Raw genomic sequence first — 24,712 nt, 5'->3', positions numbered from 1 at the left:
CTCAGCCTCTTCATCCCCTCTTTCTCGTGTATGGGCCACCCCCTTGTGTCGCCGAATAACGCGCTGGCAGCAATACACTTTGCACGTCGGTTGACTTGGGTATCGCTATTGTCTGGACAGAAGTTGGTTGATACCCTCCCCGACCTGCCTTCCATGTACGCTATAGCCAATCTACCGAAGTAAACCGAGATTTCTGAATGAATCCTCACGCAGTACAACCCTCATCCCTGCTCGCGATGTTGAATAGCCTTTGGGGCAATCGTGAACTGATTGCCCAGATGACCCGACGAGAAGTCGTTGGGCGCTACAAGGGTTCGGTCATGGGGCTGTTGTGGTCTTTTCTGAACCCACTATTCATGCTGGTGGTGTATTCCTTTGTGTTTTCCGTTGTCTTCAAGGCACGCTGGTCAGGCGGTGGCGAATCCCAAACCCAGTTCGCGGTGATATTGTTTGCGGGGATGACCGTTCACGCATTGTTTGCCGAGGTGCTCAATCGTGCGCCTGGCATCATCCTGGGCAATGTCAATTACGTGAAGAAGGTGGTTTTCCCGCTGGAAATTCTTGTTGTTGTCAGCCTGGGTGCAGCTTTGTTTCATGCACTGGTCAGCTTGCTGGTCCTGCTTGTGGCATTTGTCATGCTGAACGGGTTTGTTCACTGGACCGCCATTTTCGCGCCATTGGTTCTGCTGCCGCTCATGCTTATGAGCCTTGGCTTTGGCTGGATATTGTCGTCTCTGGGGGTGTTCGTCCGTGATATCGGGCAGCTCATCGGTGTTTTTACCACCGCGCTGTTGTTCCTTTCCCCGGTTTTTTTCCCCGTCAGCGCGTTGCCCGAGTCATTCCAGCCGTGGCTGAATTTGAACCCATTGACATTCATTATCGAACAAACCCGCGAAGTATTGATCTGGGGTCGTTTGCCTGACTGGAAAGGATTGATTTCTTACCTTGTTGGGGCGAGTGTTTTCGCCTGGCTGGGTTTTTTTTGGTTCCAGAAAACGAGAAAAGGCTTTGCCGATGTTCTCTGAAGTGCTCAATGGACTATGACGTAAAGGGTGCTTCGCGCCACCGCCTGACTGGATTGTCTGCGGTGCTCACGATTTTTGTGTGCCCGCGATGACAGGCCCTGTTACGCGTACCCGCTATCGATGAATCGGCGTCACACAATATCTTCGTGGCAATGCTCATGCAGCGCATCCAGCAGCCTGGCGTGGATGCCGCCGAATCCCCCGTTGCTCATTATCAGCACCTGGTCGCCCGTTCGGGCATCCACCGCCAGCTGGCTGACCAATTTGTCGAGGTCGTCGAACACGCGCGCCTTGTCGCCCAGCGGCGCTAAAGCCTCGGCTGCGTCCCAGCCGAGGTTGGCGCCGTAGCAGTAGACGAGATCGGCGTCGGCAAGGCTGTCGGGCAGCGCAGCGTTCATGACACCGAGCTTCATGGTGTTGGAGCGGGGTTCCAGCACCGCCAGGATACGCGCGCGACCGACTTTGCGACGCAGGCCTTCCAGCGTGGTGGTGATGGCGGTGGGGTGATGGGCGAAGTCGTCGTAGACGGTGATGCCGTGCACGGCGCCGCGAATCTCCATGCGGCGCTTGACGTTCTCGAAACGACTCAAGGCATCGATCGCGGCGGCGGCAGGCACGCCGGCGTGGCGCGCGGCGGCTATCGCGGCCAGGGCGTTCATGCGATTGTGCTCGCCGATCAGGTCCCACTTCAGCCGGCCCTGCCGGGTGCGGTTGAAGAAGACGTCGATGTGGCCCTTTGCATCGACTTCGCCGGCGCTCCAGCCCCCCGTGCTACCGAAACGCTCCACCGGGGTCCACAGGCCGCGCTCGAACACGCGGTCGAGGTTGGCGTCGGTGCCGTTGGCAACGACGAGGCCATTGCCGGGGACGGTACGCACCAGATGGTGGAACTGGGTCTCGATGGCGGCGAGGTCGGGGAAGATGTCGGCGTGGTCGTATTCGAGGTTGTTGAGGATGACGGTGCGCGGGCGGTAGTGAACGAATTTGGAGCGCTTGTCGAAGAAGGCGGTGTCGTACTCGTCGGCCTCGATGACGAAGAAGGGACTGTCGGTGAGGCGCGCCGAAATACCGAAATTCTGCGGGATGCCGCCGATGAGGAAACCGGGGGAAAGCCCGGCGTCTTCGAGGATCCAGGCGAGCATGGCGGAGGTGGTGGTCTTGCCGTGGGTGCCGGCGACGGCGAGTACCCATTTATCGTGCAGCACGTTGTCGGCGAGCCACTGCGGACCGGAGGTGTAGGCGAGGCCGCGGTCGAGGATGGCTTCTATCAGCGGGTTGCCGCGGGTGACGACGTTGCCGACGACGAAGACGTCGGGATCGAGACCGATCTGGCCGGCATCCCAGCCTTCGATCAGCTCAATGCCGAGGGCGCGCAACTGGTCGGACATCGGCGGGTAGACGTTGGCGTCGCAGCCGGTGACGGTGTGGCCGGCTGCGCGGGCAATGGCGGCGAGGCCGCCCATGAAGGTGCCGCAGATGCCGAGGATGTGGAGGTGCATTTTGAGTGATCGGTGAGTGGTGGCAGTAAGCGGATTATCCCACGGCCGGCGCGCGCGCCTGCTGGATCAGGTGGGTGAGCAGGGCACGCAGCTTGGCGGGGCGCAGCGGCTTGTGCAGCAGCGGGAAGCCGGCCTGGCTGATGCGCAGGATGGTGTCGGGCGCGGTGTCGCCGGTGACCACGATGGCAGGGATGCCGGGGCCGTATTTCTGCCGCAGGCGGACGATGACTTCGATGCCGTCGGTGTTGCCGGGCAGGCGGTAGTCCGACACGATGATATCGGGTACGCGGCCGAGGCCATCGAGCCATTGCTCGGCTTCGGCGGCGCTGTGCGCGGTGACCAGGCCGATATTCCAGCTGTCGAGCAGTTCGGCCATGCCGCGCAGGATCGTGCTTTCGTCGTCGACCAGCAGCACCAGGGCGTCGGTCGGGATTTGTGCGGGTGCGCCGGCGGTAATGGGGGACTGGATCAGCCGGACGTCGCCGCACGGCACATCGATGCTGAACATCGAGCCATGGTCCGGGCACGAGCGCAAGTCGATCCGGTGCCCCAGCAGTCGGCCGATACGCGAGACGATGGCGAGCCCGAGCCCCAGTCCCTTGCTGCGGTCGCGCGCCGGGTTGTGCAGTTGCACGAATTCCTGGAACACGCTTTCCTGCTGATCCGGCGGGATGCCGCGTCCGCTGTCGATCACGCTGAGGCGCACCATGTGGCCGCGGCGGCGGCAGGCCACCAGCACGCCCCCGTCGTCGGTGTAGCGGATGGCGTTGGCGATCAGGTTGACCAGGATGCGCTCGATCAGCAGCGGGTCGCTGTACAAGGCAATGTCGCAGGGACGAAAGCGCAACCGCAGACGTTTTTCTGCCGCCACTGCGCCAAACTGCTGTTCAAGTTCCCGCAGCATCTTCTGCAGCGGGAAATGCACCGGATGGACTTCGATGGCGCCTGCATCCAGCCGTGAAATATCCAGCAGTGCATTGAACAGCAAGGTCATCGCCGCGGTGGAGGCTTCGATGTTTTCGATCAGGGTGAGCGTTTCGGTCTGGTGGTTGCGCGTCTTCAGCGCGGTGACAAACAGCGACAGCGCATGCAGCGGCTGCCGCAGATCGTGGCTGGCGGCGGCGAAGAAGCGTGTCTTCGCGTGATGGGCGCGCTCGGCCATGTCTTTTTTAGCGGCGAGATCGGCGGTGGCCTCGCGGATGCGCTGTTCCAGTTCGCGGCGGTGCGTCTGCAGGGCCTCGGCCATGTTGTTCACTCCGGCCGCCAGCGTGCCAACCTCACCCGCCGGCGGCAACTGCGTACGCACCGTGAGGTCGTGGCACGCCAGCCGCCCCACTACCTGCCCGATATGCCGCAACTGTCCGGCCAGCCGGTTGGACAGTCGCCAGGCCAGCGCGCCCGTGAGCGTCAGCGCTACCAGCATCAGCAGCGCGGCGTGGATCAGGGTGTCGCGCTTGAAGACGCCGATCTGGTCGAGCGATACCCCGACTTCCGCATACCCCAGGAGCTTGTCGACCGGGGCGGCGCTGGCGGCATAGAGCGGGGCGTCGTTGAAATCGGTGGCAGGCAGGCGAATCTCGCTGCGTTGCGCGTAATGAGCGTGCGGGGAGGCTACATGAAGGCCGTCGCCGGTGCCGGCGATCATCTGCCCGCGTGCGTCGGACGCGCGGGCAAAGGCGAGTTGGCTATTTGCGGCCTCGGTTTTGAGCAGCGCATCCACCCGTGCCAAGTCGCCGCTGATCAACGCATATGGCAAGGCGTCGGCCAGGTGGCGGGCCGCATTGGCGGCGCGCGCGTGCAAAGCGTTTTCCGCGTTGGTGAGAGTCTGGCTGGTGAAATAGGCCGCCATTCCGAACTCGGCCAGCAGGGCTGGCAGCAGCGCAATTACCAGCATCCGGCTGCGGATGCTGGAAAGCGACAGCCGCCTGGACAGGGCCCGCAGGAAATTCACGGGACGTGAGCCTGTCGCTGGATGGCAAGCACGGCCTCGGTTCGGTTGGTGACGCCGAAGGCACGGAAAATGGCGGCGATGTGGACCTTTACCGTGCCTTCCGACATCGCCAGCATGCCGGCGATGGCCTTGTTGGCGCAGCCCTGCGCCAGCAGACGCGCCACTTCAAGCTGGCGCGCCGTCAGCCCGCAGTGCTGCAGCCCCACGAAACCGGCGGGGGCCAGCGTGTGCAGATCGACGTAGCTGTCGCCCAGACCGGCCGGTATAAAGGGATTGCCCGCCAGCACCTGCCGCAAGGCGGCCAGCATCGCTGCGGTGGAGGTGGCTTTGGGGATGTAGCCGAGCGCACCGGCTTCCAGCGCGCCGCGGATGTCATGTGGCGACTCCGAGGCGGATAAAACCACCAGCGGGATATCGGGGAAGCGGTGCCGGTATTGCGTAATCCCTTGCATGCCGACGAACCCCGGCATGTTGAGGTCGACCAGCGCGAGATCGAGATCGGCATGCAGCACGGTCTGCGCAAACAGGCTGGGGTAATCGTGGGCGTCGACGATCTCGACCAGCGGTTCCAGTTGCGAAAGCACCTGCCTCACCCCCTCGCGCATCAGCGGGTGGTCGTCGGCCAAAAGGGTTTTCATGTGGGCGCTCCCTGCATGGCAGGGATTCTAGCGCTCCGTGCAATTTCGTGTGCGGCAGATTGGGGCGTGGTTTCTAGTTGCCGCGCACCTTGCGCATGCCTTCGTCGATGGCGGCTTCCAGATAACCGAAGTAGTAGTCCGCAATCAGCAGGCCGACGATAGCCTCGCTGGCTGCTACGCCGTGGGTGTCGAACACCATCACGGTGGGCACCATGAATACCTTGTGCGCAGCGGCGAACGCGCCTTCGGTGGTGGGCGCGCCGTCGAACCCGATCAGCGGTGTGGTGGCACCCATGGTCACTTCGCGGATGATGACACGGCTACGATAGGCCGGATCCTTGTGCATGGGCACCAGGTATTCGCGTTTGGCGCGATCGCAATACGAGCAGACGGGGCTGGTGAATACTACCAGGATGGGCACCTGGCGCTTGGCGGCAGCGTGTGCATCGGCCTGGAAATTCTTCGCGTGGATCAGGCCGCTTGCCGCGCCGGCAGCGCCGGACAGCGCCAGACCCCATGCTAAAATCAAGGTCCATATTGCGATCAGTCGCATTGTCGATAGCGTCTCTTCGGGTGGGTGCGGATGCGTCATAGTTGTGAGTGTCGCGTCATTTTTTGCCAAATCAAACAGTCCATTTCTACCGCCATGCATACCCTGACCATCGCCTCCCGAGAAAGTGCCCTTGCCATGTGGCAGGCAGAGCATATCCGAGACCGCCTCTCCGCGCTGCATCCCGGCTGCTCGGTGAGCATACTGGGCATGACCACGCGCGGCGACCAGATTCTCGACGTCACGCTGTCGAAAATCGGCGGCAAGGGCCTGTTCGTAAAGGAACTCGAGCTTGCACTGGAAGCCGGCCAGGCCGATCTGGCGGTGCATTCGATGAAGGATGTGCCGATGGAGCTGCCGCCGGGGTTCGCGCTGGCTGTGATCGGCGAGCGCGAGGACCCGCGCGACGCCTTCGTGTCGAACCAATACGGGCGCCTGTCCGACCTGCCCCCCGGCGGCGTGGTCGGCACTTCCAGCCTGCGCCGCGAAGCGCAGCTGCGCGCACGTTACCCGCACCTGACGGTGAAGCCGCTGCGCGGCAACGTCGGCACCCGGTTGAAAAAGCTCGACGAGGGCCAGTTCGACGCGATCCTGCTCGCCGCCGCCGGCTTGAAGCGGCTTGGCCTCGGCGACCGCATCAAGAGCCTGCTTTCCGTGGAAGACAGCATCCCCGCTGCCGGCCAGGGCGCGCTTGGCATCGAGATCCGCAGCGACAATGCCGAGGTGGCGACCATGCTGGGCGCGCTCAACCATCCCGAAACCGCCGCCTGCGTGCGCGCCGAACGCCAGGTCAGCCGGGTGCTCGGCGGCAGCTGCCAGGTGCCGCTGGGCGCGCATGCGGTGCTGCAGGACGGCCGTCTGGTGCTGAACGGCTTCGTGGCCAATCCGGACGGCAGCGGCTTCATTCATGACGTTGCGACAGGCGACGCGGGCGATCCCGAGGCGGTCGGCCAGGCGCTGGCCGACAAGCTGCTGGCGCTGGGCGCGCGCGCCATTCTCGACGCGCTGCCTTGACCTGGAAACCCTGGTTGACCGCTCATCGACTTAAGGAATATCACTTGATTCTGGCTTGTCTGCCTTCGCCACCGTTCGCTTGCCTGGTAAAACCGCTACGCACCCGCAGGTACGCCTGGGCAGGCGCCTGCCTTTGTCGCTCGTCGTTGCAGGCCCCGGCCTGCCGCCTTCTCGCTTCGCGGCAGTCACCTGCCCAGCCGCACCTGCGGGCGCGTCCAACCAGGGTTTCCAGGTTATGAGCGGACCGCTGGCCGGCCGCACGGTGCTGGTGACGCGGCCCACCCACCAGGCAGCGGCGCTGGCGCAGGCGATCCACGCGGCGGGCGGCACGCCGTTCGCGTTTCCCGCGCTTGCGGTCGAAGCGGTGCTGCAGGACGAATTGAGCGTGCCGCTGGCGCGGCTGGCCGAGGCCGACATCGCGATTTTCATCAGTCCCAATGCGGCGCAGTTCGGTATGGCGGCAATCCGCGCAGGCGGCGCGCTGCCTGACGCTATCGTGGTTTTCGCCGTCGGCCCCGGTACCGCGCGCGCGCTGCAGGCGCAGGGTGTCGGCGACGTCATCATGCCGGACGGCCAGGACAGCGAAGCGCTGCTGGCGCTGCCGCAACTGCAGGAGGTGGCGGGCAAGCAGGTGACGATCGTGCGCGGCGTCGGCGGCCGCGCGCTGCTGGCCGAGACGCTGCGCCAGCGCGGCGCACGGGTGGGCTTCATGGAATGCTACCGGCGCCTGCGGCCGCAGGCCGATGCCGCGCCGCTGCTGGCGCGCTGGCAGGCAGGCGGCATCGACGCGGTGACCGTCGCCAGCGCGGAAACGCTGCACAATCTGGCGGCGTTGCTGGGCGAGGCGGGCAGGCCGCTGCTGGCAGGTACACCACTTTTCGCGCCGCATGAGAAAATTGCCGGAGCGGCCCGCCGCCTCGGCATTGCACAGGTCATCGCCACGCCGGGCGGCGATGACGGACTGGTAGACGGCCTGGTTAACTGGTTCAGGAACCACCCATGAATGACACCCCCGAAGCTTCCGTCCCGCAACCCGCATCGCCGCCTGCCGCCGCGCCTGCCCAGGCGGGTGCGCGCGCCCACGTTTCGGTGGTGGCGCTGGTCGCCCTGTTGATCGCCACGCTGGCGATGGCGGCCGCGGCCTGGTCGTGGTTCGACAGCAGCGAACGCATCCGCGACCTGAAGACCGAGCTGGGACGCCGGCTTGCCGAAACCGGAAAGGACGTCAGCGAATCCCGCCTGCTGGCGCGCAATGCCGACGACGCGATGCGGCAGCTCAGCGAGAAGGTCGCCCGCATCGAGAGCCAGATGGCGACGTCGCAGCAACAGCAGCTTTCGCTCGAAGCGCTCTACAAGGATTTGTCGCAGGGGCGTGACCAGTGGACGCTGGCTGAAATCGAGCAGGTGCTGCTCACCGCTGCGCAGCAGTTGCAGCTGGCAGGCAACGTCAAGGCCGCGATCATTGCGCTGGAAGGTGCCGATAACCGTCTGCAGCGCCTCGACAAGCCGCAGTTCATTGCGCTGCGCCGCGCGATAGCGGCCGACCTGGCCAATCTGCGTGCAGTGCCCTCGCTCGATAAAGTGGGGGTGAGCGCGCGCATCGAGGCGCTGGTGGCACGCCATGCCGGCTGGCCGCTGGCCAGCGCGCAGGTTTCCGAGGCGGCGCCGGTGCCGCGCAGCCGTGGCCGGGCCGGCGATATCGGCCAGGAACTGTGGGCTGAGCTGAAGCACCTGGCGCAGATCCGTCGTATCGATGGCAACGAAGCGGTGCTGCTGCCACCCGAGCAGGCCTACTTCCTGCGCGAGAATCTGCGCCTGCGTCTGCTGTCGGCACGGCTGGCGCTGATGTCGCAGGATCAGGCGGCGTTCGAGACCGATCTGCACGCGGTGTCGGAATTGCTGAGCCGCTACTACAACACGCGCGACGCCGGTGTCGTCGCCGCGCTGAAGGAAATCAAGCGCCTGTCCGGTCTGCAGGTCGCCCAGGAACTGCCCGGTATCGACGCCAGCCTCGCCACGCTCGACGCATACAAGGGAGAGCACTGATGCGCTGGCTGATCTCGCTGATCATCGTCGCGGTGCTGGCCATCGCGCTGGCGATGGCCGGACGCTACGATCCCGGCTATGTGGTGCTGGTCTATCCGCCGTGGCGGGTGGAGATTTCCTTCATCGGCTTCGTGCTGATGCTGGTCGGGCTGGTGGTGGGGGGGATCGTGCTGTTGCGCCTGGCCATGCTCACCCTCAATCTGCCCGGCATCGTGCGCGAACAGCGCACGCGCCGTGCCGCCAGAAAGCGGGATGAAAGCTTTGTCGGCGGCCTCAAGGCGTATACCGAATACCGCTATCAGGACGCCGAGCAATCGCTCGGGCAGTGGCGGGGCGACGACACTCGGGTCGGGGTGGCGCGCGTGCTGGCGGCGCGCGCCGCGCAGGAAATACGTGCCGTGCCGCAGCGCGAGCGCCATCTCCAGGAGGCTGCCGAGCATGGCGCCGAACTTGCCGCACAGCTGTTCGAAGCCGAGGCGCGTCTCGACGCCAAGGACGCGACGGCTGCGCTGGTGGCGATCAATCGGGCCAAGGAGATCGCGCCGCAGCACACCGCGCTGTTGCGGCTCGAACTCAAGGCGCGCCAGATGACCGGACAGTGGGACGAGGTCGACAAGCTGCTTGACGCATTGATGCGCGGCAACGCGCTGGAGCCCGGCGTCGCTACCCAGATGCGCCGCATGGCCTATGCTGAAAATATCAGGCGCCGTGCTGAAGACGGCCACGGCCTGCTGGAGTACTGGAAGACGATTCCGGCCGATTTCAAGGTCGATCCCTGGGTGGCGCGTGCCGCCGCCCGCGCCTTCATCCAGTGCGCCGGCCACGACACCGCGCTCGACGTGCTGGAAGCCGCGCTTAAGCGCGAGTGGCACGAAGATCTGGCGGCCTTGTATGGCGAAGTGCGTGGCAGCAACTCGACGCGGCAGATCGAACAGGCCGAGAAATGGCTGCACGTTCATCCGCGCGACGCCCAGTTGCTGCTGACGCTGGCGCAGCTGTGCAGCGTGCAGGAATTGTGGGGCAAGGCGCAGAGCTATCTGGAAGCCAGCCTCGCCATCGCACCCAGCGCCGAGGGCCATATCCGGATGGCCGAACTGAAGACCCAGAGCGGACAGCCGGGCGAAGCCTGCAAGCATTATCAAAAGGCGCTGTCGCTGTGTCGGGCACAGTAGGGTTTTAGAGAATATCCCCGCTTCTGGCGGGCGCGTTTGTGTAGGGGCGGTTGCCGAGCCTACAGGCCGGCTCAATAGGGTTTTGCAATGCTCATGAGGGGTGCTGTCATGCGCACTAACTACTTTGCCATATGGGGCATCGTGCTGGGTTTGTTGTTGCTGTCCGCCCCCGTCGGTTGGGCCGCAGCACCCAAAGCCAGGCAGACGACGCAGACCAGTGTTTACAAGATGGTCATCGATCGCGGCGTCAGCCTGGAGGAGGCGGCTGAGTCGATGCGCTTGCGCGCCAATGCGTTGAACCTGAAGCTGGTGGCGGAGCTGCCGTTGTCCCAACAGGTCGAAGCGGTAACGGGCCAGCCACAGCGCACCATCACCATTTTCCAGTTTTGCGATGCGGTCACCGCCAAGGAACTGATCGACTTGAGTATGGACTTTGCCGTTTACATGCCGTGCCGTATCGCGCTGATCGAAGGCGCCGATGGCCAGGGCTGGCTGATCATGACGGACATCGACGTCGGTATGGTGGCGCAGGAAAAGAAACTGCAAAAAGAGTTGACTGCGCGCATCAAGGCCGTGCGTGATGCGCTGATCGAGATCATGCGGGCGGGTGCCAAGGGCGAACTGTAAAGCTCGCCTGGTTTGCAAGGTCGCCGAAGCTGCGCCCCACCGTCAGACGGCAGGTTCGGTCTCGGCGTCCGCCGCGTAGACGAAGGGGTCGGCAAAGAACTCGTCTTCGGGCAGATTGCGCGTTTTCACCAAGCTGTCGTGCGCAGTGTCGACCATGACGGGTGCGCCGCAGGCGTACACCTGGTAGCCCGACAAATCGGCAAAGTCGGCCAGTACCGCCTGGTGCACGAAGCCGGTGCGCCCCTGCCACGCATCGCCCGGTTGCGGGTTGGACAACACCGGGATGAAGCTGAAATTCGGATATTCGGCCATCCACTGCTGCGGCAGTTCGGCCATGTACAGGTCCTTCAGCGAACGCGCGCCCCAGTACAGCACCAGTTCACGCCCGGTATGTTCGGCAAAGGCATGCTCCAGCATGCTCTTGATCGGCGCAAAGCCGGTGCCTCCGGCGATGAAGATCATCGGCTTGTCGGAATCGTCGCGGATGAAGAAGCTGCCGAGCGGGCCTTTCAGGCGCAGGATGTCGCGTTCCTTCAACGTGGAAAACACCTGGTCGGTGAACAGCCCCCCCGGCACATGGCGGATGTGAAGTTCCAGCAGCGCATCGTCGTGCGGCGGATTAGCGAGCGAAAAGCTGCGCGCCTTGGCGTCCTTCAGCTGGAAATCGATGTACTGGCCGGCAAGAAACTGCAGCCGCTCGCTGGCCGGCAGCTTGATCTTCATCAGCATCACGTCGTCGGCGCGCTTCTCCAGTTTTTCCACCCGGCACGGCAGCGTCTTCACCACGATGTCCCTGGCGGCGCCGATTTCCCTGGCTTCGATGGTGAGGTCGGACAGCGGTTTGGCGCGGCAGAACAATGCGTGTCCCTGCGCCTTTTCCTCGTCCTTCAGCGCGGCGGGAGAATGCTCGCCGTAATCGACCTGGCCGGACAGCACGCGGCCCTTGCAGGCCCCGCAGGCCCCGTTGCGGCAGCCGTAGGGTAGCGCGTGGCCCTCGCGCAGCGCGGCCTCGAGAATGGTTTCGTCATCCTCGACGTTGAACTGGTGCCCGCTGGGCTGGATGGTGACGCGATGCGGCATGATGTGCGCTTAAAATGCGGTGACGACTTGTTAAATTATCGCTTGAGTGCGCCGGGTTTTTACCCTTGCGCGGACAGGGTTACAGCGGCATGAAAAAAATATTGATCGTGGGATTCGGCGATGTCTCCGAGCGGCTGGTGCGGCGCTACGCCGGGCAGGCGGCATTCATCGGCATGATCCGCCGCCCCGAACGCGCCGCCGAGCTGCGCGCCCTCGGCGTGACGCCGATTGTCGGCGACCTCGACGTGCCGGCCACGTTGAAGCGCCTGCCGCGCGTCGACGGCGTGTTCCACTTTGCGCCGCCGCCCAACGCCGGCAGTACCGATCCGCGCACCGCGCACCTGCTGCACGCGCTGGGGCGCCGCCCTCCGGGCACGCTGGTCTACATCAGCACCAGCGGCGTGTACGGCGACTGCGGCGGCAACTGGGTCGCCGAAACGCGCCCGGTGGCGCCGGTGAACGACCGCGCGGTGCGGCGGGTCGATGCCGAGCGCCGGCTGCGCGCCTGGGGCGAAACGCAGCGGGTGCAGGTGACGATCCTGCGCGCGCCGGGAATCTATGCCGCCGATCGCCTGCCGCTGGAACGCATCCGGCGCGGCACCCCGGCGCTGGTTGCGCGGGACGACAGCTACACCAACCACATCCATGCCGACGATCTGGCGCGGCTGGCGTGGGCGGCGCTGTTCCGCGGGCGCTCGCAACGCATCTACCATGCGGTCGATGCGCATCCCATGAAAATGGGCGACTGGTTCGACAGCTGCGCCGACGCGTTCGACCTGCCGCGGCCGCCGCGGGTCGAACGTGCCGAGGCGGAGAAGGTGCTGTCCGCTGCCCTGCTGTCGTTCCTGCGCGAGTCGCGCCAGCTGTCGAACGCGCGCGCCACGCGCGAACTGCGGCTGAAATACCGCTATCCGACCTCGGACGATTTGCTGCGCGAGATCAAACAGGCGCGCGGGCAGATGAAGCTGTTTTAACCCAGCCGGTCGTCCGGCTCGCGCTTGAACTCGCCATCGATCGTGGCGGGTGTTTCGCCCCGTGCGGGAGGGGGTTCGGGGAAGGGGACATCGTCATTCGCCGGCCGCAGCGGGTCTCGCTTGCGCCCGGCCAAGGTGCCCGGAATCAGCAGCAGCCCCAGCGCGATCGCATCGCTGATGAAGCCGGGGAAGACAAGCAGGCCGCCGGCGAGCAGAATACGCCCGCTGGCAAACATCGCGGCCAGCGGATTCGCGCCGGACTGCACCGAAAACAGCAGGCGCGCGCCCCAGGCGACGCCCTCGACACGAATCAGCATGATCCCGGCGATGGCGGCCAGCAACAGCCACAGCAGCACCCAGCCGCCGATGGCGCTGGCCACCCAGAAAATGCCGATGGCCTCCAGAACCGGAAACGACAGCAGCAGTAGCACGATCCAACCAGAGCGCATGTGATGAAACCTTTGTTAATCTTGACGAATTTACCCGATGTCGCGAGCGCCGAAAAACTGGCGCACGCGCTGATCGAACGGCGCGCGGCAGCGTGCGTGAACGTTTTGGCGGCGTGCCGCTCCATTTACCGTTGGCAGGGCGCAGTGGAAGCGGCAGACGAAATCCCGCTGCTGATCAAAACCACCGCGGAAAACTACACGCTGGTTGAAGAAATTGTTCGCGCGCAGCATCCTTACGACGTACCTGAACTGATTGCCCTACCCATAACGCACGGACTGCCTGCCTATCTCGGCTGGCTGGCCACGGAGACTGAAAAGCATGATCAAGAATAATAAGTGGATTCGTATGCTCGGCGCACTTTCCGCACTTTGGGGCGCGCTGGCGTTTTTTCCAGTGGCCCACGCCGAAGAATTTCTTGACCCGGAAGTCGCGTTCAAGTTCTCGGCGCGTGCGCTCGACGCCAACACGCTGGAAGCGCGCTGGCAGATTGCCGACGGCTATTACATGTACCGCGACAAGTTCCAGTTCGAAGCCGCCGGCGCCACGCTGGGTGCGCCGCAGCTGCCCGCCGGCAAGGTGAAGGACGACGAGTTCTTCGGCAAGGTCGAAACCTATGTCAAGGACGTGCGCATCGCGCTGCCGATCCAGCGCGTCCCGGGCACCGATTCGGTCACCCTGAAAGCCGTTTCGCAGGGCTGCGCCGACGCCGGGCTGTGTTACATCCCGCAAACCGAGAGCATGACGATCAAGCTGCCCGCGCCGGCGGCTGCCGTCGTGGCAGCGCCCGCCGCCCCCGCCGCATCCCGTACCGCGCTGGATGGCCTGCGCAGCCTGCTGGGCGATGCGGGCATGCCGAAACTGCTGCCGCCGGAAGAGGCCTTCCTGGTTGCCGCGGCGATGCCGGATGCGCAGGCGGCCAGGCTCGATTACACGCTGACGCCCGACACCTACCTGTATCGCGACAAGCTCGCCTATGTCGTCAAGTCGCCCGCCGACGTGAAAGTGGCGAGCGTCGACACCCCGGCGGGCGAGGTCAAGGACGACCCGACCTTCGGCAGCACCGAGGTCTACCACCAGGATTTTGCCGCCGGCGTGACGCTGTCGCGCGCGCTCGCCGCCGGCGAGCAACTGGTGCTGGAAGCCGCCTGGCAGGGCTGCAACGAGGCGGTCGGCGTGTGCTACCCGCCGATCACGCGCGACTTCACGCTGACCGCGGGCCCGGCCGGCGCGGCCGTCATTGCCGGCGTCCAGGCGGCGCCGGCCGAGCCCGCCAGCGAATCGGACACTTCGCGCATCGAGCGCGTGCTGAAGGGCGGCAGCTTCTGGCCGGTGGTCGCCACCTTCTTCGGTCTCGGCCTGCTGCTGGCGTTAACGCCCTGCGTGTTCCCGATGATTCCGATCCTGTCAGGCATCATCGCCGGGCAGAACACCAAAGTGACCAAGACCAGCGGATTCCTGCTGTCGCTCGCCTACGTGCTGGGCATGGCGATCACCTATGCGGTGGCCGGCGTGGCGGCGGCGCTGTCCGGTACCCTGATTTCCAACGCCCTGCAGAACCCGTGGGCGCTCGGCGTCGGTGCGCTGATTTTCGTCGGTCTGGCGCTGTCCATGTTCGGCTTTTACGAACTGCAATTGCCGAGCGCGCTGCAGAGCAAGTTTTCCGAGCGCGCCAACAAGATGAAGGGCGGCAATTTCTTCGGCGTCTTCGCCATGGGCGCGCTGTCGGCGGTCATTCTCGGCCCCTGCGTCGCGCCGCCGCTGGCCGCCGCGCTGGCCTTCATTGCGCAGACCGGCAATACCGTGCTCGGCGGCGTCGCGCTGTTCGTGCTGGCGCTGGGCATGGGCGTGCCGCTGCTGCTGATCGGCCTGTCCGCCGGTGCCCTGCTGCCGCGCGCCGGCGGCTGGATGAATGCAGTGAAGTACTTCTTCGGCGTGATGATGCTGGCCATCGCCATCTATCTGATCTCGCCGGTCGTTCCGGGCTGGGTCGGCATGCTGCTGTGGGCGCTGCTGCTGATCGCATGCGCGGTCTTCCTGCATGCGCTCGACCCGCTGCCCGCCCATGCGACCGGCTGGTCGCGTCTGTGGAAGGGGCTGGGCGTGGTGCTGCTGATCGGCGGCCTGGCGATCCTGCTCGGCATGCTGGCGGGCAGCCGCAACCTCTTGCAGCCGCTTGAAGTGTATAAGGGCAGCGTCTTCAAGGGGGGCGCAGGCGGGGAAGCGCTGGCGGCCGAGCAGAAGGGACTGGCGTTCGAGAAGGTCAAGGATGTGGCCGAGCTCGACGCGCGCCTGGCCGCGGCCAGGGCCGACGGCCGCGCAGTGATGCTCGACTTCTATGCCGATTGGTGCGTGTCGTGCAAGGAAATGGAAAGCTTCACCTTCAGCGATGCCCGGGTGCAGGCGCGGCTGGCGGACGTGGTGCTGCTGAAGGCCGACGTCACCGCCAACGGCGACGCCGACAAGGCGCTGCTGAAGCGCTTCAACCTGTTCGGCCCGCCCGGGCTGATTTTCTGGAACGCCGCAGGCGCGCAGTCGGATTTCACGGTGATCGGCTTCGAGAAGGCCGACAAGTTCCTGGCGAGCATCGATTCGGCGCTGGGACGCTGACGCATCCCGGCCGGCCTACGGCATACGATTCCACAGGTGCTTTGGCACGTAGTGGATCGGAGTCCTTCAGGGCTGGCGCCGCAATACCTCAATCGCGTCCAGCAGCGGCGTGACGACGGGCTCGATCTTGCGCCGCATCAGTGAGCCGACCGCGGTGGTCTTGAGGAAGATCGGGCGCACGCTGTCGGCATCCGCCGCGGCCAGTGCGTCGAGCGCGGCACAATCCATTTCAAATTGCGGCGCGGCGCCGAGCAGGGCCGCGCGCGCAGCATTGCGCACGGCTTCGTCGGCCTGGCGCAAGGGCGCGCACCACTGCGCCAGCGCATCCAGGGTGTGGTTGACCACTTCCTGAATTTCCGGACGATCGAGAACCAGCGCGACGGTGGCGAGGAAGGTCTGCCCCTGCGCCGAAAGCGCTTTTTCCAGCAGCGCGCCGTACGGGTTGCCGGCGAGATGCGGCACGCCGGCGTGATCGGTGCGCGCAGGACGCGGATTGGGCAGCTGGTCCGGCTGCAGTTCGAGGAAGGCCACGTAATACGAATTGCGGCTGTTGCCGCGCTTCCAGATCGCCAGCCGCTCGGCATCGGTGAGCACACCCGAAACCAGCATCACCGCGACGGTATCGAGAATGCCGACGTCGTCCTCGTGCAGGAACGCCAGGTGGTCGACCAGGAATTGGGCGAGCGTGCGCCCCATGCTGCCCCGGCAGACCGCATCGCGCATCAGCATCAGCCGCGCGTTCTCGAGGGTCGGCATGCACCACCAGGCGTAGCGCGCCAGTTCGTCGGTGAGCGCGGGCGAGTGCACCACCGCCACCACCGCTTCTTCTTCGGCGATCAACAGCAGCTGCGCCAGGTGCTGGATCGACAACCCTGCCTGCGACTGCCGGGTCCAGCGCGTCAGATGTACCGGGTAGCCGCCGGGCGAACCGAGCGCGTGACCGGACAGCATCTCGCGCACCCGCTTCAGGTAGCGGTCGGCGCGCTCGTTGGGTTTCAGCGGCACGCTGGCCTCGCCCTGCGGGGTCAGCGCCCACAGCGTCATGTTCGATTCGTCGATGCGGACGGCCTTGAGTTCGGTGTTGAACAGGACGTTGAGGCGCAGCTCGTCTTCGGGGGAAAGTTCGTCGGTCATTCAGTTTTCTCACCACAGAGGCACAGAGGCACGGAGAAAAACAAATGCAGTTCTCTGTGTCTCCGTGCCTCTGTGGTTAATGGTTTATAACCTTCCAAACACATCACGCGCCGCGGCGATGGTGGCGTCGATGTCGGCGTCGCTGTGGGCGGCCGAGACGAAGCCCGCCTCGAACGCCGACGGAGCGAGGTAGAAACCGCGATCCAGCATGGCATGGAAGAAGCGGTTGAAGGCTTCCTTGTCGCACTGCATCACTTCGGCAAAGCTCGCCGGCGGCCTGGCCGCGAAGTACAGGCCGAACATGCCGCCGACCGAGTCGGCGCAGAAGGTGACGCCAGCGTCCGCTGCGGCCAGGGTCAGCCCCTTCACCAGCCGCTCGGTGCTGGCGGCGAGGCGCGCGTGGAAGCCCGGTTCGGAAATCGCGGCGAGCGTGGCCAGCCCGGCGGCCACCGCCACCGGATTGCCCGACAGCGTGCCGGCCTGGTACACCGGGCCGGTCGGCGCCAGCATGTCCATGACGTCGGCGCGGCCGCCGAAGGCGCCTACCGGCATGCCGCCGCCGATGACCTTGCCGAGCGTGGTGAGGTCGGGCTTGATGCCGAGCAGTTTCTGCGCGCAGCCGAGGTCGACGCGGAAGCCGGTCATCACCTCGTCGAAGATCAGCAGCGCACCGTGCGCGTCGCACAGCCGGCGCATCGCAGCCATGAATTCTGCAGTCGGCTTGACCAGGTTCATGTTGCCGGCGAAGGGCTCGACGATGATGCAGGCAATCTCGTTGCCGATCTCGGCGAAGGTGCGCTCCAGCCCGGCGACGTCGTTATAGTCGAGCACGATCGTCTGCGCCGCGACTTCGGGCGGCACCCCGGCCGAGGTCGGGTTGCCGAAGGTGAGCGCGCCGGAGCCGGCCTTCACCAGGAGGAAGTCGGCGTGGCCGTGGTAGCAGCCCTCGAACTTGATGAACTTGCTGCGACCGGTAAATCCTCTGGCCAGGCGGATTGCGCTCATCGTCGCCTCGGTGCCGGACGACACCAGCCGCACCTTCTCGATGCTCGGCACGAGTTCGACGATGCGGCGGGCGATGGTGAGTTCGGCTTCGCTGGGCGCGCCGAACGACAGGCCGTTGGCGGCGGCGTCGGCAACCGCCTTCACCGTGCCGGGGTGGGCGTGGCCGAGGATGGCCGGGCCCCACGAGCCGACGTAGTCGATGTACTCGCGCCCGTCGGCGTCCCACACGCGCGACCCCTTGGCGCGGCTGAAGAACACCGGGGTGCCGCCGACGCTCTTGAAGGCGCGCACCGGCGAATTCACCCCGCCGGGGATGACGTGTTGCGATTGTTCGAAAAGCTGTTCGTTGCGGGTCATTGTTCGGATTCCGTTTCAAATAAATGATTCAGGGCGCGCGCGGCTGCGCGGATGTCGGGCGTATCGAACAGGGCCGACAGCACCGCGAGGCTGTCGGCGCCGGCGTCCAGCAAAGCGGGCGCATTGGTGAGCGTGATGCCGCCGATGGCGACCAGCGGCACGTGGATCAGCGGCGCCGCCTCGCGCAGCAGGTCGAGGCCGGCACGCCCGGCGGCCGGCTTGGTCGGCGACGCAAAGAAGCTGCCGAAGGCGACATAGTCGGCGCCGGCGGCCTGCGCGGCCAACGCCAGTTCGAGGCTTTGGTAGCACGATGCACCGATGAGTTTGCTCTTGCCGAGGATGATGCGCGCCTCGCGCAGGCTGGCGTCGTCGCGCCCCAGGTGGATGCCGTCGGCGTCGCACAGATCGGCCAGCCGCAGGTCGTCGTTGACGATCAGCGGCGCGCCGAATTGGCGGCACAGCGCGACCAGTTCGCTCGCCTGTTCGTGGCGGCGCGCCACGTCGCCCGATTTGTCGCGGTATTGCACGGCGGCCACCCCGCCCGCCAGCGCCGCTTCGACCTGCGCCAGCAAATATCCGGTGTCCGCGGTTTCGGGGGTGATGGCGTACACGCCGCCGGGGAATTTTGCCGAATCAGGCATTGCCTTCCGTCTGTCCATCCTGGGCCCAGAAGAAACGCTCGGGGATGTATTGCCCCATGCCGGGACGGAAGGCGGCCTTCAGCGTTTCATAGGTGAAGTGCTGGGCATCGCGCACCGCGGTCGGCACGTCCTGGCCATACGCCAGCGCGGCCGCGATGGCCGAGGCGAGCGTGCAGCCGGAACCGTGATAGCTGCCGGGCAGGCGGTCCCAGGCATCGGTCTGCACGTGGCCGTTGGCGTCGTAGAGGCTGTTCAGCACGCGCGGCGTGGCTTCGTGGGTGCCGGTGATGAGCACGTATTCGCAGCCGAGATCGGTCAGGTGCGCGGCGCAGGCGGCGAGGTCCATGTCGTCCTCGTCCGACTCGAACAGTGCCAGGCGGCGCGCCTCGTGGCTGTTGGGCGTGAGAATGCTGGTCTGCGGGATCAGCAGGTCGCGCATGGCGGAGATCATGTCCTCGGTGGCGAGTTCGTCGCCGCGTCCGGACGCCAGCACCGGGTCGAGGATGACCGGGATGTCAGGATAGTCGGCGAGGATTTCGGCGATGACCGCCATCGACTCGGGGCTGCCCAGCATGCCGAGCTTGAACGCGGCCACCGGCACGTCTTCGAGCAGCATGCGCGCCTGATCCATCACCCATTCGGCATCGATGGCCAGCACTTCGTCGACCCGGGCGGTGTCCTGCACCGTGATCGCGGTGATGACCGACAGCGGATGGCAGCCCATGCTGGCCAGCGTCAGCAGGTCGGCCTGGATGCCCGCGCCGCCGGTCGGGTCGGACGCGGCAAAGCTGAGCACCAGCGGCGGCGTGGTTTTGGGGACGAAAATAGGGGGCATAGCGTCGCTGCTTTAGAATCAAGCGCTGATTTTAGCTGATTCCTTTACCTCCCATGTCTGACCCCGCCGAATACAAAAGCTGGATGTGCCTGATCTGCGGCTACATCTATCACGAGGAAACCGGTGCACCCGAAGATGGGATTGCGCCCGGTACCCGCTGGGAGGACGTGCCGATCAACTGGACCTGCCCGGATTGCGGGGCGCGCAAGGACGATTTCGAGAGGGTTGCGTTTTGACGTTTGGCTTTTTGTGTCCACCCGCTCAAGAAAGTGCGGGAACCGGCGATAGTGCATAGGGTATATTGAACCCAGATTGTTCATTAGACGGTTTATGGCGGGTAGGGTGCACTCCGTGCACCGATTGATGCCCGAAGGTGCACGGAGTGCACCCTACCCAAAGCATCTCGCCCTAATGAACAATCCGGGTTGAATGGCCCGTTACCATGCAGTAAGGGCTCGCTGCCATGAATCGACCCTGTCAATGGTGCGGCAAGATAAAAGCCGGGGTAAATATCAATCAGGAGACAACGATGATTTTGCGGTGGATGACAGCGTGGGTTCTGCTTGTTTTTTCGGCAAGCGTATGGGCGGTTTCCCCTTATATTCAAGGGGACCCGGTTGCGGGCGGCAGCGTGCAGGCAGCCGCGGCGGCGGTCGAGGCCAAGCTCAAGGGCGGCGGCTTCAAGGTGGTCGGCAAATATTTCCCCAAAAGCCTGGCGGGGTATGGGGTGGTGATCGCCACCGACGATGCCATGCTCGGCGAAGTGGGTTCGGTGGGCGGCCACGCCGTACTGGGCGCGGCGATCCGGGTAGGGGTGAAAGCGGACGGCAGCGTCGCCTACACTAATCCGGATTACTGGTACCGCGCCTATTTTCGCAAGGTCTTTGACAATAAGGAGGGGGCGGTCAAGGCACTGCAGTCGCGTTTGCAGGGCGTGCTGGGCGCAGGCAAAGGACAGGGCGGGGACGAACTGCCTGGCAATCTGACCAACTACCGCTATATGGTCGGCATGGAGCGCATCGATTCGTACAAGAACAAACTGGCCGAGTACGGCAGCTTTGCCGAGGCGGTGAAGACTGTTCGTGAGAACCTGGCCAAAGGGGTGAGCAAGACGACCAAGGTCTACGAAGTCGTGATGCCGGACCGCAAGCTGGCCGTGTTCGGGGTGGCGATGAACGACAGCGGCAACAGCGATGGCGAATGGATCAAGAAAATCGACATGCAGGACAACATCGCCGGGCTGCCTTACGAGGTTTACGTGGTCGACAAGGTGGTGGGTTCTCCGCATGGCCGTTTCCGCATTGCCCTGGCTTTCCCCGATGTGGGGATGGGGCAGTTCATGCGCATTTCGTCCCTGCCGAACACCATCGTCGAGACCATGAGTGCCGTTGCCGGCGCCGAGAAGACGTCCAGCGGAGATTCCTGGCAGTAAGGCCGCGGCTTGCGCGGAAACGAAGGGGGCGCTGCGTTGCAGCGCCCTTTCTCATTTTCGGATCGAAAAGCGCGCATGCGATGGCGTCGGCAGGTCGCTAAAGAAGCCGGAACCGATGCCGTAATGGTAAGCACACAGGGTGTGCGGCAGGTGCTGCGCGCCCGAGTTCTGGTGGAGAAAACGTGTGGATAACGAAGCATTGAAAGGCATCAAAGTGATGGTCATCGATGACAGCAACACCATACGCCGCAGCGCAGAAATATTTTTGAATCAGGCGGGCTGTGAAGTCATCCTGGCGCAGGATGGCTTCGATGCGCTGTCCAAAATTACCGACCACGATCCGGATGTGGTGTTTGTCGACATCATGATGCCGCGACTCGACGGTTACCAGACTTGTTCGCTGATCAAGCGCAATGCCAAATATCGAGCCACCCCGGTCATCATGCTGTCGTCCAAGGACGGTCTGTTCGATCGCGCACGTGGCCGCATGGTGGGATCGGATCAGTATCTGACAAAGCCTTTCACCAAGGACACGCTGCTGACGGCGGTGCGCGAGCACACGTGCGCCAGAACCTAACTGTTTTTCAAGGAGCATAAATATGGCGATCAGCCGAATTCTGGTTGTGGACGATTCCCCCACCGAACGTTTTTTCCTGTCCGAGTTGCTGGTCAAGAACGGCTACCTGGTCAGCATGGCCGAAAGCGGCGAAGAGGCCGTCGCACAGGCCAAACAGACGCTGCCCGATCTGATCGTGATGGACGTCGTGATGCCCGGCATGAACGGCTATCAGGCGACCCGCATGATCGGCAAGGAGGAGGCGACCAAGCACATCCCCGTCATCATGTGCACCACCAAGGGACAGGAAACCGACAAGGTGTGGGGCATGCGCCAGGGCGCGAAGGCCTATCTGGTGAAGCCGGTGAAGCCGGAAGACCTGCTGTCGCAAATCAAGGCGCTGGACTGAGCGGACCGCCATGGCCAAGAAATTCAACCTGCGCGAATTTCAGACCACGCTTTCGCAGAAATTGCAGGCCGCGGCCAGCCGCGACAACACCGGCTCCCGCCTGGGCTTCCGGGTGGGCGACGTGAACTGGCTGGTGAGCCTCTCCGACACCGAGGAAGTCATCCCGGTGCCGCCCATCGTCAAGGTGCCCGGCGGCTGCCGGTGGTTTCGCGGTATTGCCAACATACGTGGCAACCTGTTCGCGGTGAGCGATTTTGCCGACTTCATGGGGCAGGGCGTGACACCCGATCATGCCGATTGCCGCCTGCTGATTCCGCACCACGATTTTGGCGTGAACGCGGCGCTGCTGGTGCGCAGTACCCTGGGCCTGAAAAACATCAACCGTTACCAGTTGCACGGCGACCGCACGGCCCGCTATCCGTGGGTGGCGCGCCAGTACGCGGACGAAGCGGGCGCCGACTGGTGCGACATGGATTTCGGGCAATTGCTGGGCAATACCGATTTTCTCAAGGTTGAGGCGCAATTCGGCAACTGACTGGTTATTCAAAACGGGGCGCGCTGGCGCCGATAGTGGGGGATTGGAGCAATGAACATGGCGATAACGATGAACGGCCTCAAAGGGCTGGCTGGCCGCATGACGGAAAAGGTTACCGGCAAGAGCGGGGGGGAGCACACCGCCCTGATCATGCAGGGGGTGCGCAAGCTGGCCGACAGGGAGCCCGGCAAGTCTCCGCTGATTGGCCATTTGCCCGTCGAGAAACAGTATCTCTATACGGGCGGCGCCTTGGTCGTTTCGCTGCTGCTGGGGGCCGGCTTCACGGTCTACGGATCGATCCAGCTCGGCAACCGCGCCGCTTATGAAAATCGGGCGGGCGAACTAAAGGTGTTGTCGCAGCGTCTGCCGCTGACGGCCCAGCAGTCCGTTCTGGGAAATGCTTCGGCTTTCAAGAAGCTGGCCGAAGGCAAGGCCGCATTTGAAGACACGCTGAACGGGCTGGTCAAGGGCGACAGCGAAGTGCCTGCCACCGGCGGCGCGGCGCGCGACTCGCTGGAGAAAATCGGTGCGCAGTGGAAGACCTTCAACCCGCAGGTCGTACAGATCCTGTCGCAGCAGAAAAACCTGATGGCGCTGAACGAAAGCGTCAAGCGCATTAACGCCCTGAGTATCGATCTGCAGGAGGTTTCCGAACAGCTTGCCAGCCAGTTGGTCGACGCCAACGGCAGTGTGCGCGAGGTTTCGCGCGCCAACCACCTGGCCATGCTGAGCCAGCGTTTGCCGAAGAACGCCAACCTGCTGCTGTCGTCCGACCTGATCGACCCGGAAGTGGTGTTGCAGCTTGAAAAGGACACTACCTCGTTCCGCGACACCGTGCAGGCGCTGATGGAAGGGGTGACCAGTCGCAGCGAGGAGAGCATGCTGACCCTGGAAGATCTGGGCACCAACATGGCCGACATGGTCGAGGCGGTCGGCGCGGTGCTTGCCAACACGCAGCCGTTGCTGCAGGCCAAGATGGCTGCCAGCAACCTGTTCGCCGGCAGCGACGCGCTGCTCCAGGACACCGAGCGGCTGTCGCGGGACTACCAGGCCGTCGGCGGTGCCGGCTATTTGCTGGCCGCCCTGTTCGGCCTGCTGGCAATCGGCTCGCTGGTGATGCTGGGCTTGGTGAACATCAATGAAACCAAATCCCGTGCACGCAAGAGCGAAGAGGAAAACAGCCGCAACCAGGAAGCGATTCTGCGTCTGATGGACGAACTGGGCGAACTGGCCGAAGGCAACCTCACGATCAACGCCAGCGTGACCGAGGACATCACCGGTGCCGTGGCCGACTCGATCAACTACACGGTGGAAGAACTTCGTAGTCTGGTGCGCGGGATCAACACCGCCACGGTGCAGATGGATCAGGCGGCGAGCCAGGCCGGCCAGGTCTCCGAATCGCTGCAGCAGGCCTCGCGCCGCCAGACCGAGGAAATCGAGGGAACCTCCGCTGCGGTGGTGAGCCTGGCGCAGTCGGTGCAACGGGTGTCGGGCAATGCCGCCGAGTCCGCCCGTGTGGCCGAACAGTCCCTGGCGGCTGCCGAAAAAGGCCAGCAGGCGGTGGCGAACGCCATTGCCAGCATGAACGGCCTGCGCGAGCAGATCCAGGAGACGTCGAAGCGAATCAAGCGCCTTGGCGAATCGTCGCAGGAAATCGGCGAAATCGTCGAGCTGATTTCCGACATTACCGAACAGACCAACGTGCTGGCGCTCAACGCGGCGATTCAGGCGGCGTCCGCGGGCGAAGCCGGACGCGGCTTCTCGGTGGTGGCGGAAGAAGTGCAGCGGCTGGCGGAGCGTTCGGCCGATGCAACCAAGCAGATCGCGGCGATCGTGAAGACCATTCAGTCGGACACCCACGACACCGTGGCGGCGATGGAGATCTCGACCCAGGGCGTGGTCGAGGGCGCCAAGCTGTCCGACGCGGCGGGCCAGACGCTGGCCGAGATCGGCGCCGTGTCGAAAACGCTGGCCGGGCTGATTGCCGACATCTCTTCGGCCACGCAGAGCCAGGCGGAATCGACCGCCAAGGTGGCCGAAACCATGCAGGACATCAAGTCCATTTCGGCACAGACCAGCAGCGGCACGCAGCAGACGGCCGAATCGATCGGCGGCATGAAGCAGCTGGCGCAGGACCTGAAGAATTCGGTTGCGGGCTTCAAGCTCGCCTGACCG

Annotated in this window: 25 protein-coding genes; 15 read left to right on the top strand and 10 right to left on the bottom strand. The window is 64.5% G+C overall.

The annotated features are described in order from the left end of the window. The first annotated feature begins 197 nt into the window (after window positions 1-197). On the top strand, window positions 198-1,025 hold the full coding sequence (locus ACZ41T_RS07730) for an ABC transporter permease (protein WP_464923882.1): 828 nt from the start codon (window positions 198-200) through the stop codon (window positions 1,023-1,025). A gap of 131 nt (window positions 1,026-1,156) precedes the next feature. Here ACZ41T_RS07730 and mpl read toward each other — a convergent pair whose 3' ends face one another. From mpl to ACZ41T_RS07710, 4 genes are all read right to left on the bottom strand, one after another. After that, window positions 1,157-2,524 carry a UDP-N-acetylmuramate:L-alanyl-gamma-D-glutamyl-meso-diaminopimelate ligase gene (mpl, locus tag ACZ41T_RS07725; RefSeq protein ID WP_464923881.1) on the bottom strand — a complete coding sequence of 456 codons (1,368 nt, stop codon included), beginning with the start codon at window positions 2,522-2,524 and terminating at the stop codon, window positions 1,157-1,159. A 34-nt stretch (window positions 2,525-2,558) separates the two neighbouring features. Continuing rightward, window positions 2,559-4,475, bottom strand: a complete 1,917-nt coding sequence (locus ACZ41T_RS07720; RefSeq protein WP_464923880.1) for a hybrid sensor histidine kinase/response regulator — start codon at window positions 4,473-4,475, stop codon at window positions 2,559-2,561. Beyond that, window positions 4,472-5,113, bottom strand: coding sequence for a response regulator (locus tag ACZ41T_RS07715; RefSeq protein ID WP_464923879.1), 642 nt, complete (start codon window positions 5,111-5,113; stop codon window positions 4,472-4,474). Before ACZ41T_RS07715 ends, ACZ41T_RS07720 begins: the two co-directional genes overlap by 4 nt. 73 nt (window positions 5,114-5,186) lie before the next feature. After that, a complete protein-coding gene (locus ACZ41T_RS07710) occupies window positions 5,187-5,642 on the bottom strand; it encodes a thioredoxin fold domain-containing protein (protein WP_464923878.1) in 456 nt (151 codons plus the stop codon). A 117-nt stretch (window positions 5,643-5,759) separates the two neighbouring features. Between ACZ41T_RS07710 and hemC the strand changes: the two genes are divergently transcribed. The 5 genes from hemC (at window position 5,760) to ACZ41T_RS07685 (ending at window position 10,522) form a co-directional block, all read left to right on the top strand. Further along, on the top strand, window positions 5,760-6,677 hold the full coding sequence (hemC, locus tag ACZ41T_RS07705) for a hydroxymethylbilane synthase (RefSeq protein ID WP_464923877.1): 918 nt from the start codon (window positions 5,760-5,762) through the stop codon (window positions 6,675-6,677). Between the two features lie 55 nt (window positions 6,678-6,732). Further along, window positions 6,733-7,680, top strand: coding sequence for a uroporphyrinogen-III synthase (locus ACZ41T_RS07700; RefSeq protein WP_464923876.1), 948 nt, complete (start codon window positions 6,733-6,735; stop codon window positions 7,678-7,680). Further along, window positions 7,677-8,723, top strand: coding sequence for a uroporphyrinogen-III C-methyltransferase (locus ACZ41T_RS07695; protein WP_464923875.1), 1,047 nt, complete (start codon window positions 7,677-7,679; stop codon window positions 8,721-8,723). The genes ACZ41T_RS07700 and ACZ41T_RS07695 overlap by 4 nt, the downstream gene beginning before the upstream one ends. Further along, on the top strand, window positions 8,723-9,895 hold the full coding sequence (locus ACZ41T_RS07690; RefSeq protein WP_464923874.1) for a heme biosynthesis HemY N-terminal domain-containing protein: 1,173 nt from the start codon (window positions 8,723-8,725) through the stop codon (window positions 9,893-9,895). Before ACZ41T_RS07695 ends, ACZ41T_RS07690 begins: the two co-directional genes overlap by 1 nt. Window positions 9,896-10,003: 108 nt before the next feature. Further along, the gene (locus ACZ41T_RS07685) at window positions 10,004-10,522 is read left to right on the top strand and encodes a DUF302 domain-containing protein (protein ID WP_464923873.1); all 519 of its coding nucleotides are present in this window, start codon (window positions 10,004-10,006) and stop codon (window positions 10,520-10,522) included. A 42-nt stretch (window positions 10,523-10,564) separates the two neighbouring features. Here ACZ41T_RS07685 and ACZ41T_RS07680 read toward each other — a convergent pair whose 3' ends face one another. Next, window positions 10,565-11,602 carry a CDP-6-deoxy-delta-3,4-glucoseen reductase gene (locus ACZ41T_RS07680; protein ID WP_464923872.1) on the bottom strand — a complete coding sequence of 346 codons (1,038 nt, stop codon included), beginning with the start codon at window positions 11,600-11,602 and terminating at the stop codon, window positions 10,565-10,567. A gap of 89 nt (window positions 11,603-11,691) precedes the next feature. Between ACZ41T_RS07680 and ACZ41T_RS07675 the strand changes: the two genes are divergently transcribed. After that, window positions 11,692-12,576: an SDR family oxidoreductase gene (locus tag ACZ41T_RS07675; RefSeq protein WP_464923871.1), complete on the top strand. Its 885-nt coding sequence runs from the start codon at window positions 11,692-11,694 to the stop codon at window positions 12,574-12,576. Here ACZ41T_RS07675 and ACZ41T_RS07670 read toward each other — a convergent pair. After that, window positions 12,573-13,025: an FxsA family protein gene (locus ACZ41T_RS07670; protein ID WP_464923870.1), complete on the bottom strand. Its 453-nt coding sequence runs from the start codon at window positions 13,023-13,025 to the stop codon at window positions 12,573-12,575. The genes ACZ41T_RS07675 and ACZ41T_RS07670 overlap by 4 nt on opposite strands. A 3-nt stretch (window positions 13,026-13,028) precedes the next feature. Between ACZ41T_RS07670 and cutA the strand changes: the two genes are divergently transcribed. Together cutA and dsbD are read left to right on the top strand one after the other, a co-directional pair. Further along, window positions 13,029-13,358: a divalent-cation tolerance protein CutA gene (gene cutA, locus ACZ41T_RS07665; protein WP_464923943.1), complete on the top strand. Its 330-nt coding sequence runs from the start codon at window positions 13,029-13,031 to the stop codon at window positions 13,356-13,358. Next, window positions 13,345-15,633: a protein-disulfide reductase DsbD gene (gene dsbD, locus ACZ41T_RS07660; RefSeq protein ID WP_464923869.1), complete on the top strand. Its 2,289-nt coding sequence runs from the start codon at window positions 13,345-13,347 to the stop codon at window positions 15,631-15,633. Before cutA ends, dsbD begins: the two co-directional genes overlap by 14 nt. A gap of 66 nt (window positions 15,634-15,699) precedes the next feature. Here the strand turns inward: dsbD and ACZ41T_RS07655 are convergent, their stop codons facing one another. From ACZ41T_RS07655 to thiD, 4 genes are all read right to left on the bottom strand, one after another. Further along, window positions 15,700-16,767, bottom strand: coding sequence for a hypothetical protein (locus tag ACZ41T_RS07655; RefSeq protein ID WP_464923868.1), 1,068 nt, complete (start codon window positions 16,765-16,767; stop codon window positions 15,700-15,702). Between the two features lie 84 nt (window positions 16,768-16,851). Then, window positions 16,852-18,129 (bottom strand): glutamate-1-semialdehyde 2,1-aminomutase, encoded by a 1,278-nt coding sequence (gene hemL, locus ACZ41T_RS07650; protein WP_464923867.1) that lies wholly within the window; start codon window positions 18,127-18,129, stop codon window positions 16,852-16,854. Further along, entirely contained in the window at window positions 18,126-18,770 is a 645-nt protein-coding gene (thiE, locus tag ACZ41T_RS07645; RefSeq protein ID WP_464923866.1) for a thiamine phosphate synthase, read from the bottom strand. Before thiE ends, hemL begins: the two co-directional genes overlap by 4 nt. After that, the gene (gene thiD, locus ACZ41T_RS07640; protein ID WP_464923865.1) at window positions 18,763-19,605 is read right to left on the bottom strand and encodes a bifunctional hydroxymethylpyrimidine kinase/phosphomethylpyrimidine kinase; all 843 of its coding nucleotides are present in this window, start codon (window positions 19,603-19,605) and stop codon (window positions 18,763-18,765) included. Before thiD ends, thiE begins: the two co-directional genes overlap by 8 nt. A gap of 53 nt (window positions 19,606-19,658) precedes the next feature. On the opposite strand from thiD, the gene ACZ41T_RS07635 reads away from it, so the two are divergent. The 6 genes from ACZ41T_RS07635 to ACZ41T_RS07610 all read left to right on the top strand — a co-directional run bounded on the left by ACZ41T_RS07635 (window position 19,659) and on the right by ACZ41T_RS07610 (window position 24,709). Further along, complete coding sequence (locus ACZ41T_RS07635; protein ID WP_464923864.1) at window positions 19,659-19,841, top strand: rubredoxin; 183 nt, start codon at window positions 19,659-19,661, stop codon at window positions 19,839-19,841. Between the two features lie 308 nt (window positions 19,842-20,149). Continuing rightward, on the top strand, window positions 20,150-21,037 hold the full coding sequence (locus tag ACZ41T_RS07630; protein WP_464923863.1) for a hypothetical protein: 888 nt from the start codon (window positions 20,150-20,152) through the stop codon (window positions 21,035-21,037). Window positions 21,038-21,254: 217 nt separating this feature from the next. Further along, on the top strand, window positions 21,255-21,614 hold the full coding sequence (pilG, locus tag ACZ41T_RS07625) for a twitching motility response regulator PilG (RefSeq protein WP_464923942.1): 360 nt from the start codon (window positions 21,255-21,257) through the stop codon (window positions 21,612-21,614). A 22-nt stretch (window positions 21,615-21,636) separates the two neighbouring features. Further along, window positions 21,637-22,002, top strand: coding sequence for a response regulator transcription factor (locus ACZ41T_RS07620; RefSeq protein WP_464923862.1), 366 nt, complete (start codon window positions 21,637-21,639; stop codon window positions 22,000-22,002). 10 nt (window positions 22,003-22,012) lie between these two features. Then, on the top strand, window positions 22,013-22,537 hold the full coding sequence (locus ACZ41T_RS07615) for a chemotaxis protein CheW (protein WP_464923861.1): 525 nt from the start codon (window positions 22,013-22,015) through the stop codon (window positions 22,535-22,537). 51 nt (window positions 22,538-22,588) lie between these two features. Continuing rightward, window positions 22,589-24,709 (top strand): methyl-accepting chemotaxis protein, encoded by a 2,121-nt coding sequence (locus ACZ41T_RS07610; protein ID WP_464923860.1) that lies wholly within the window; start codon window positions 22,589-22,591, stop codon window positions 24,707-24,709. Window positions 24,710-24,712: the final 3 nt, after the last annotated feature.

The sequence above is a fragment of the Thiobacillus thiophilus genome (assembly GCF_055378705.1).
Note: the sequence above shows the minus strand (reverse complement) of the source record. Positions and strands in the feature narration are given on the sequence as shown.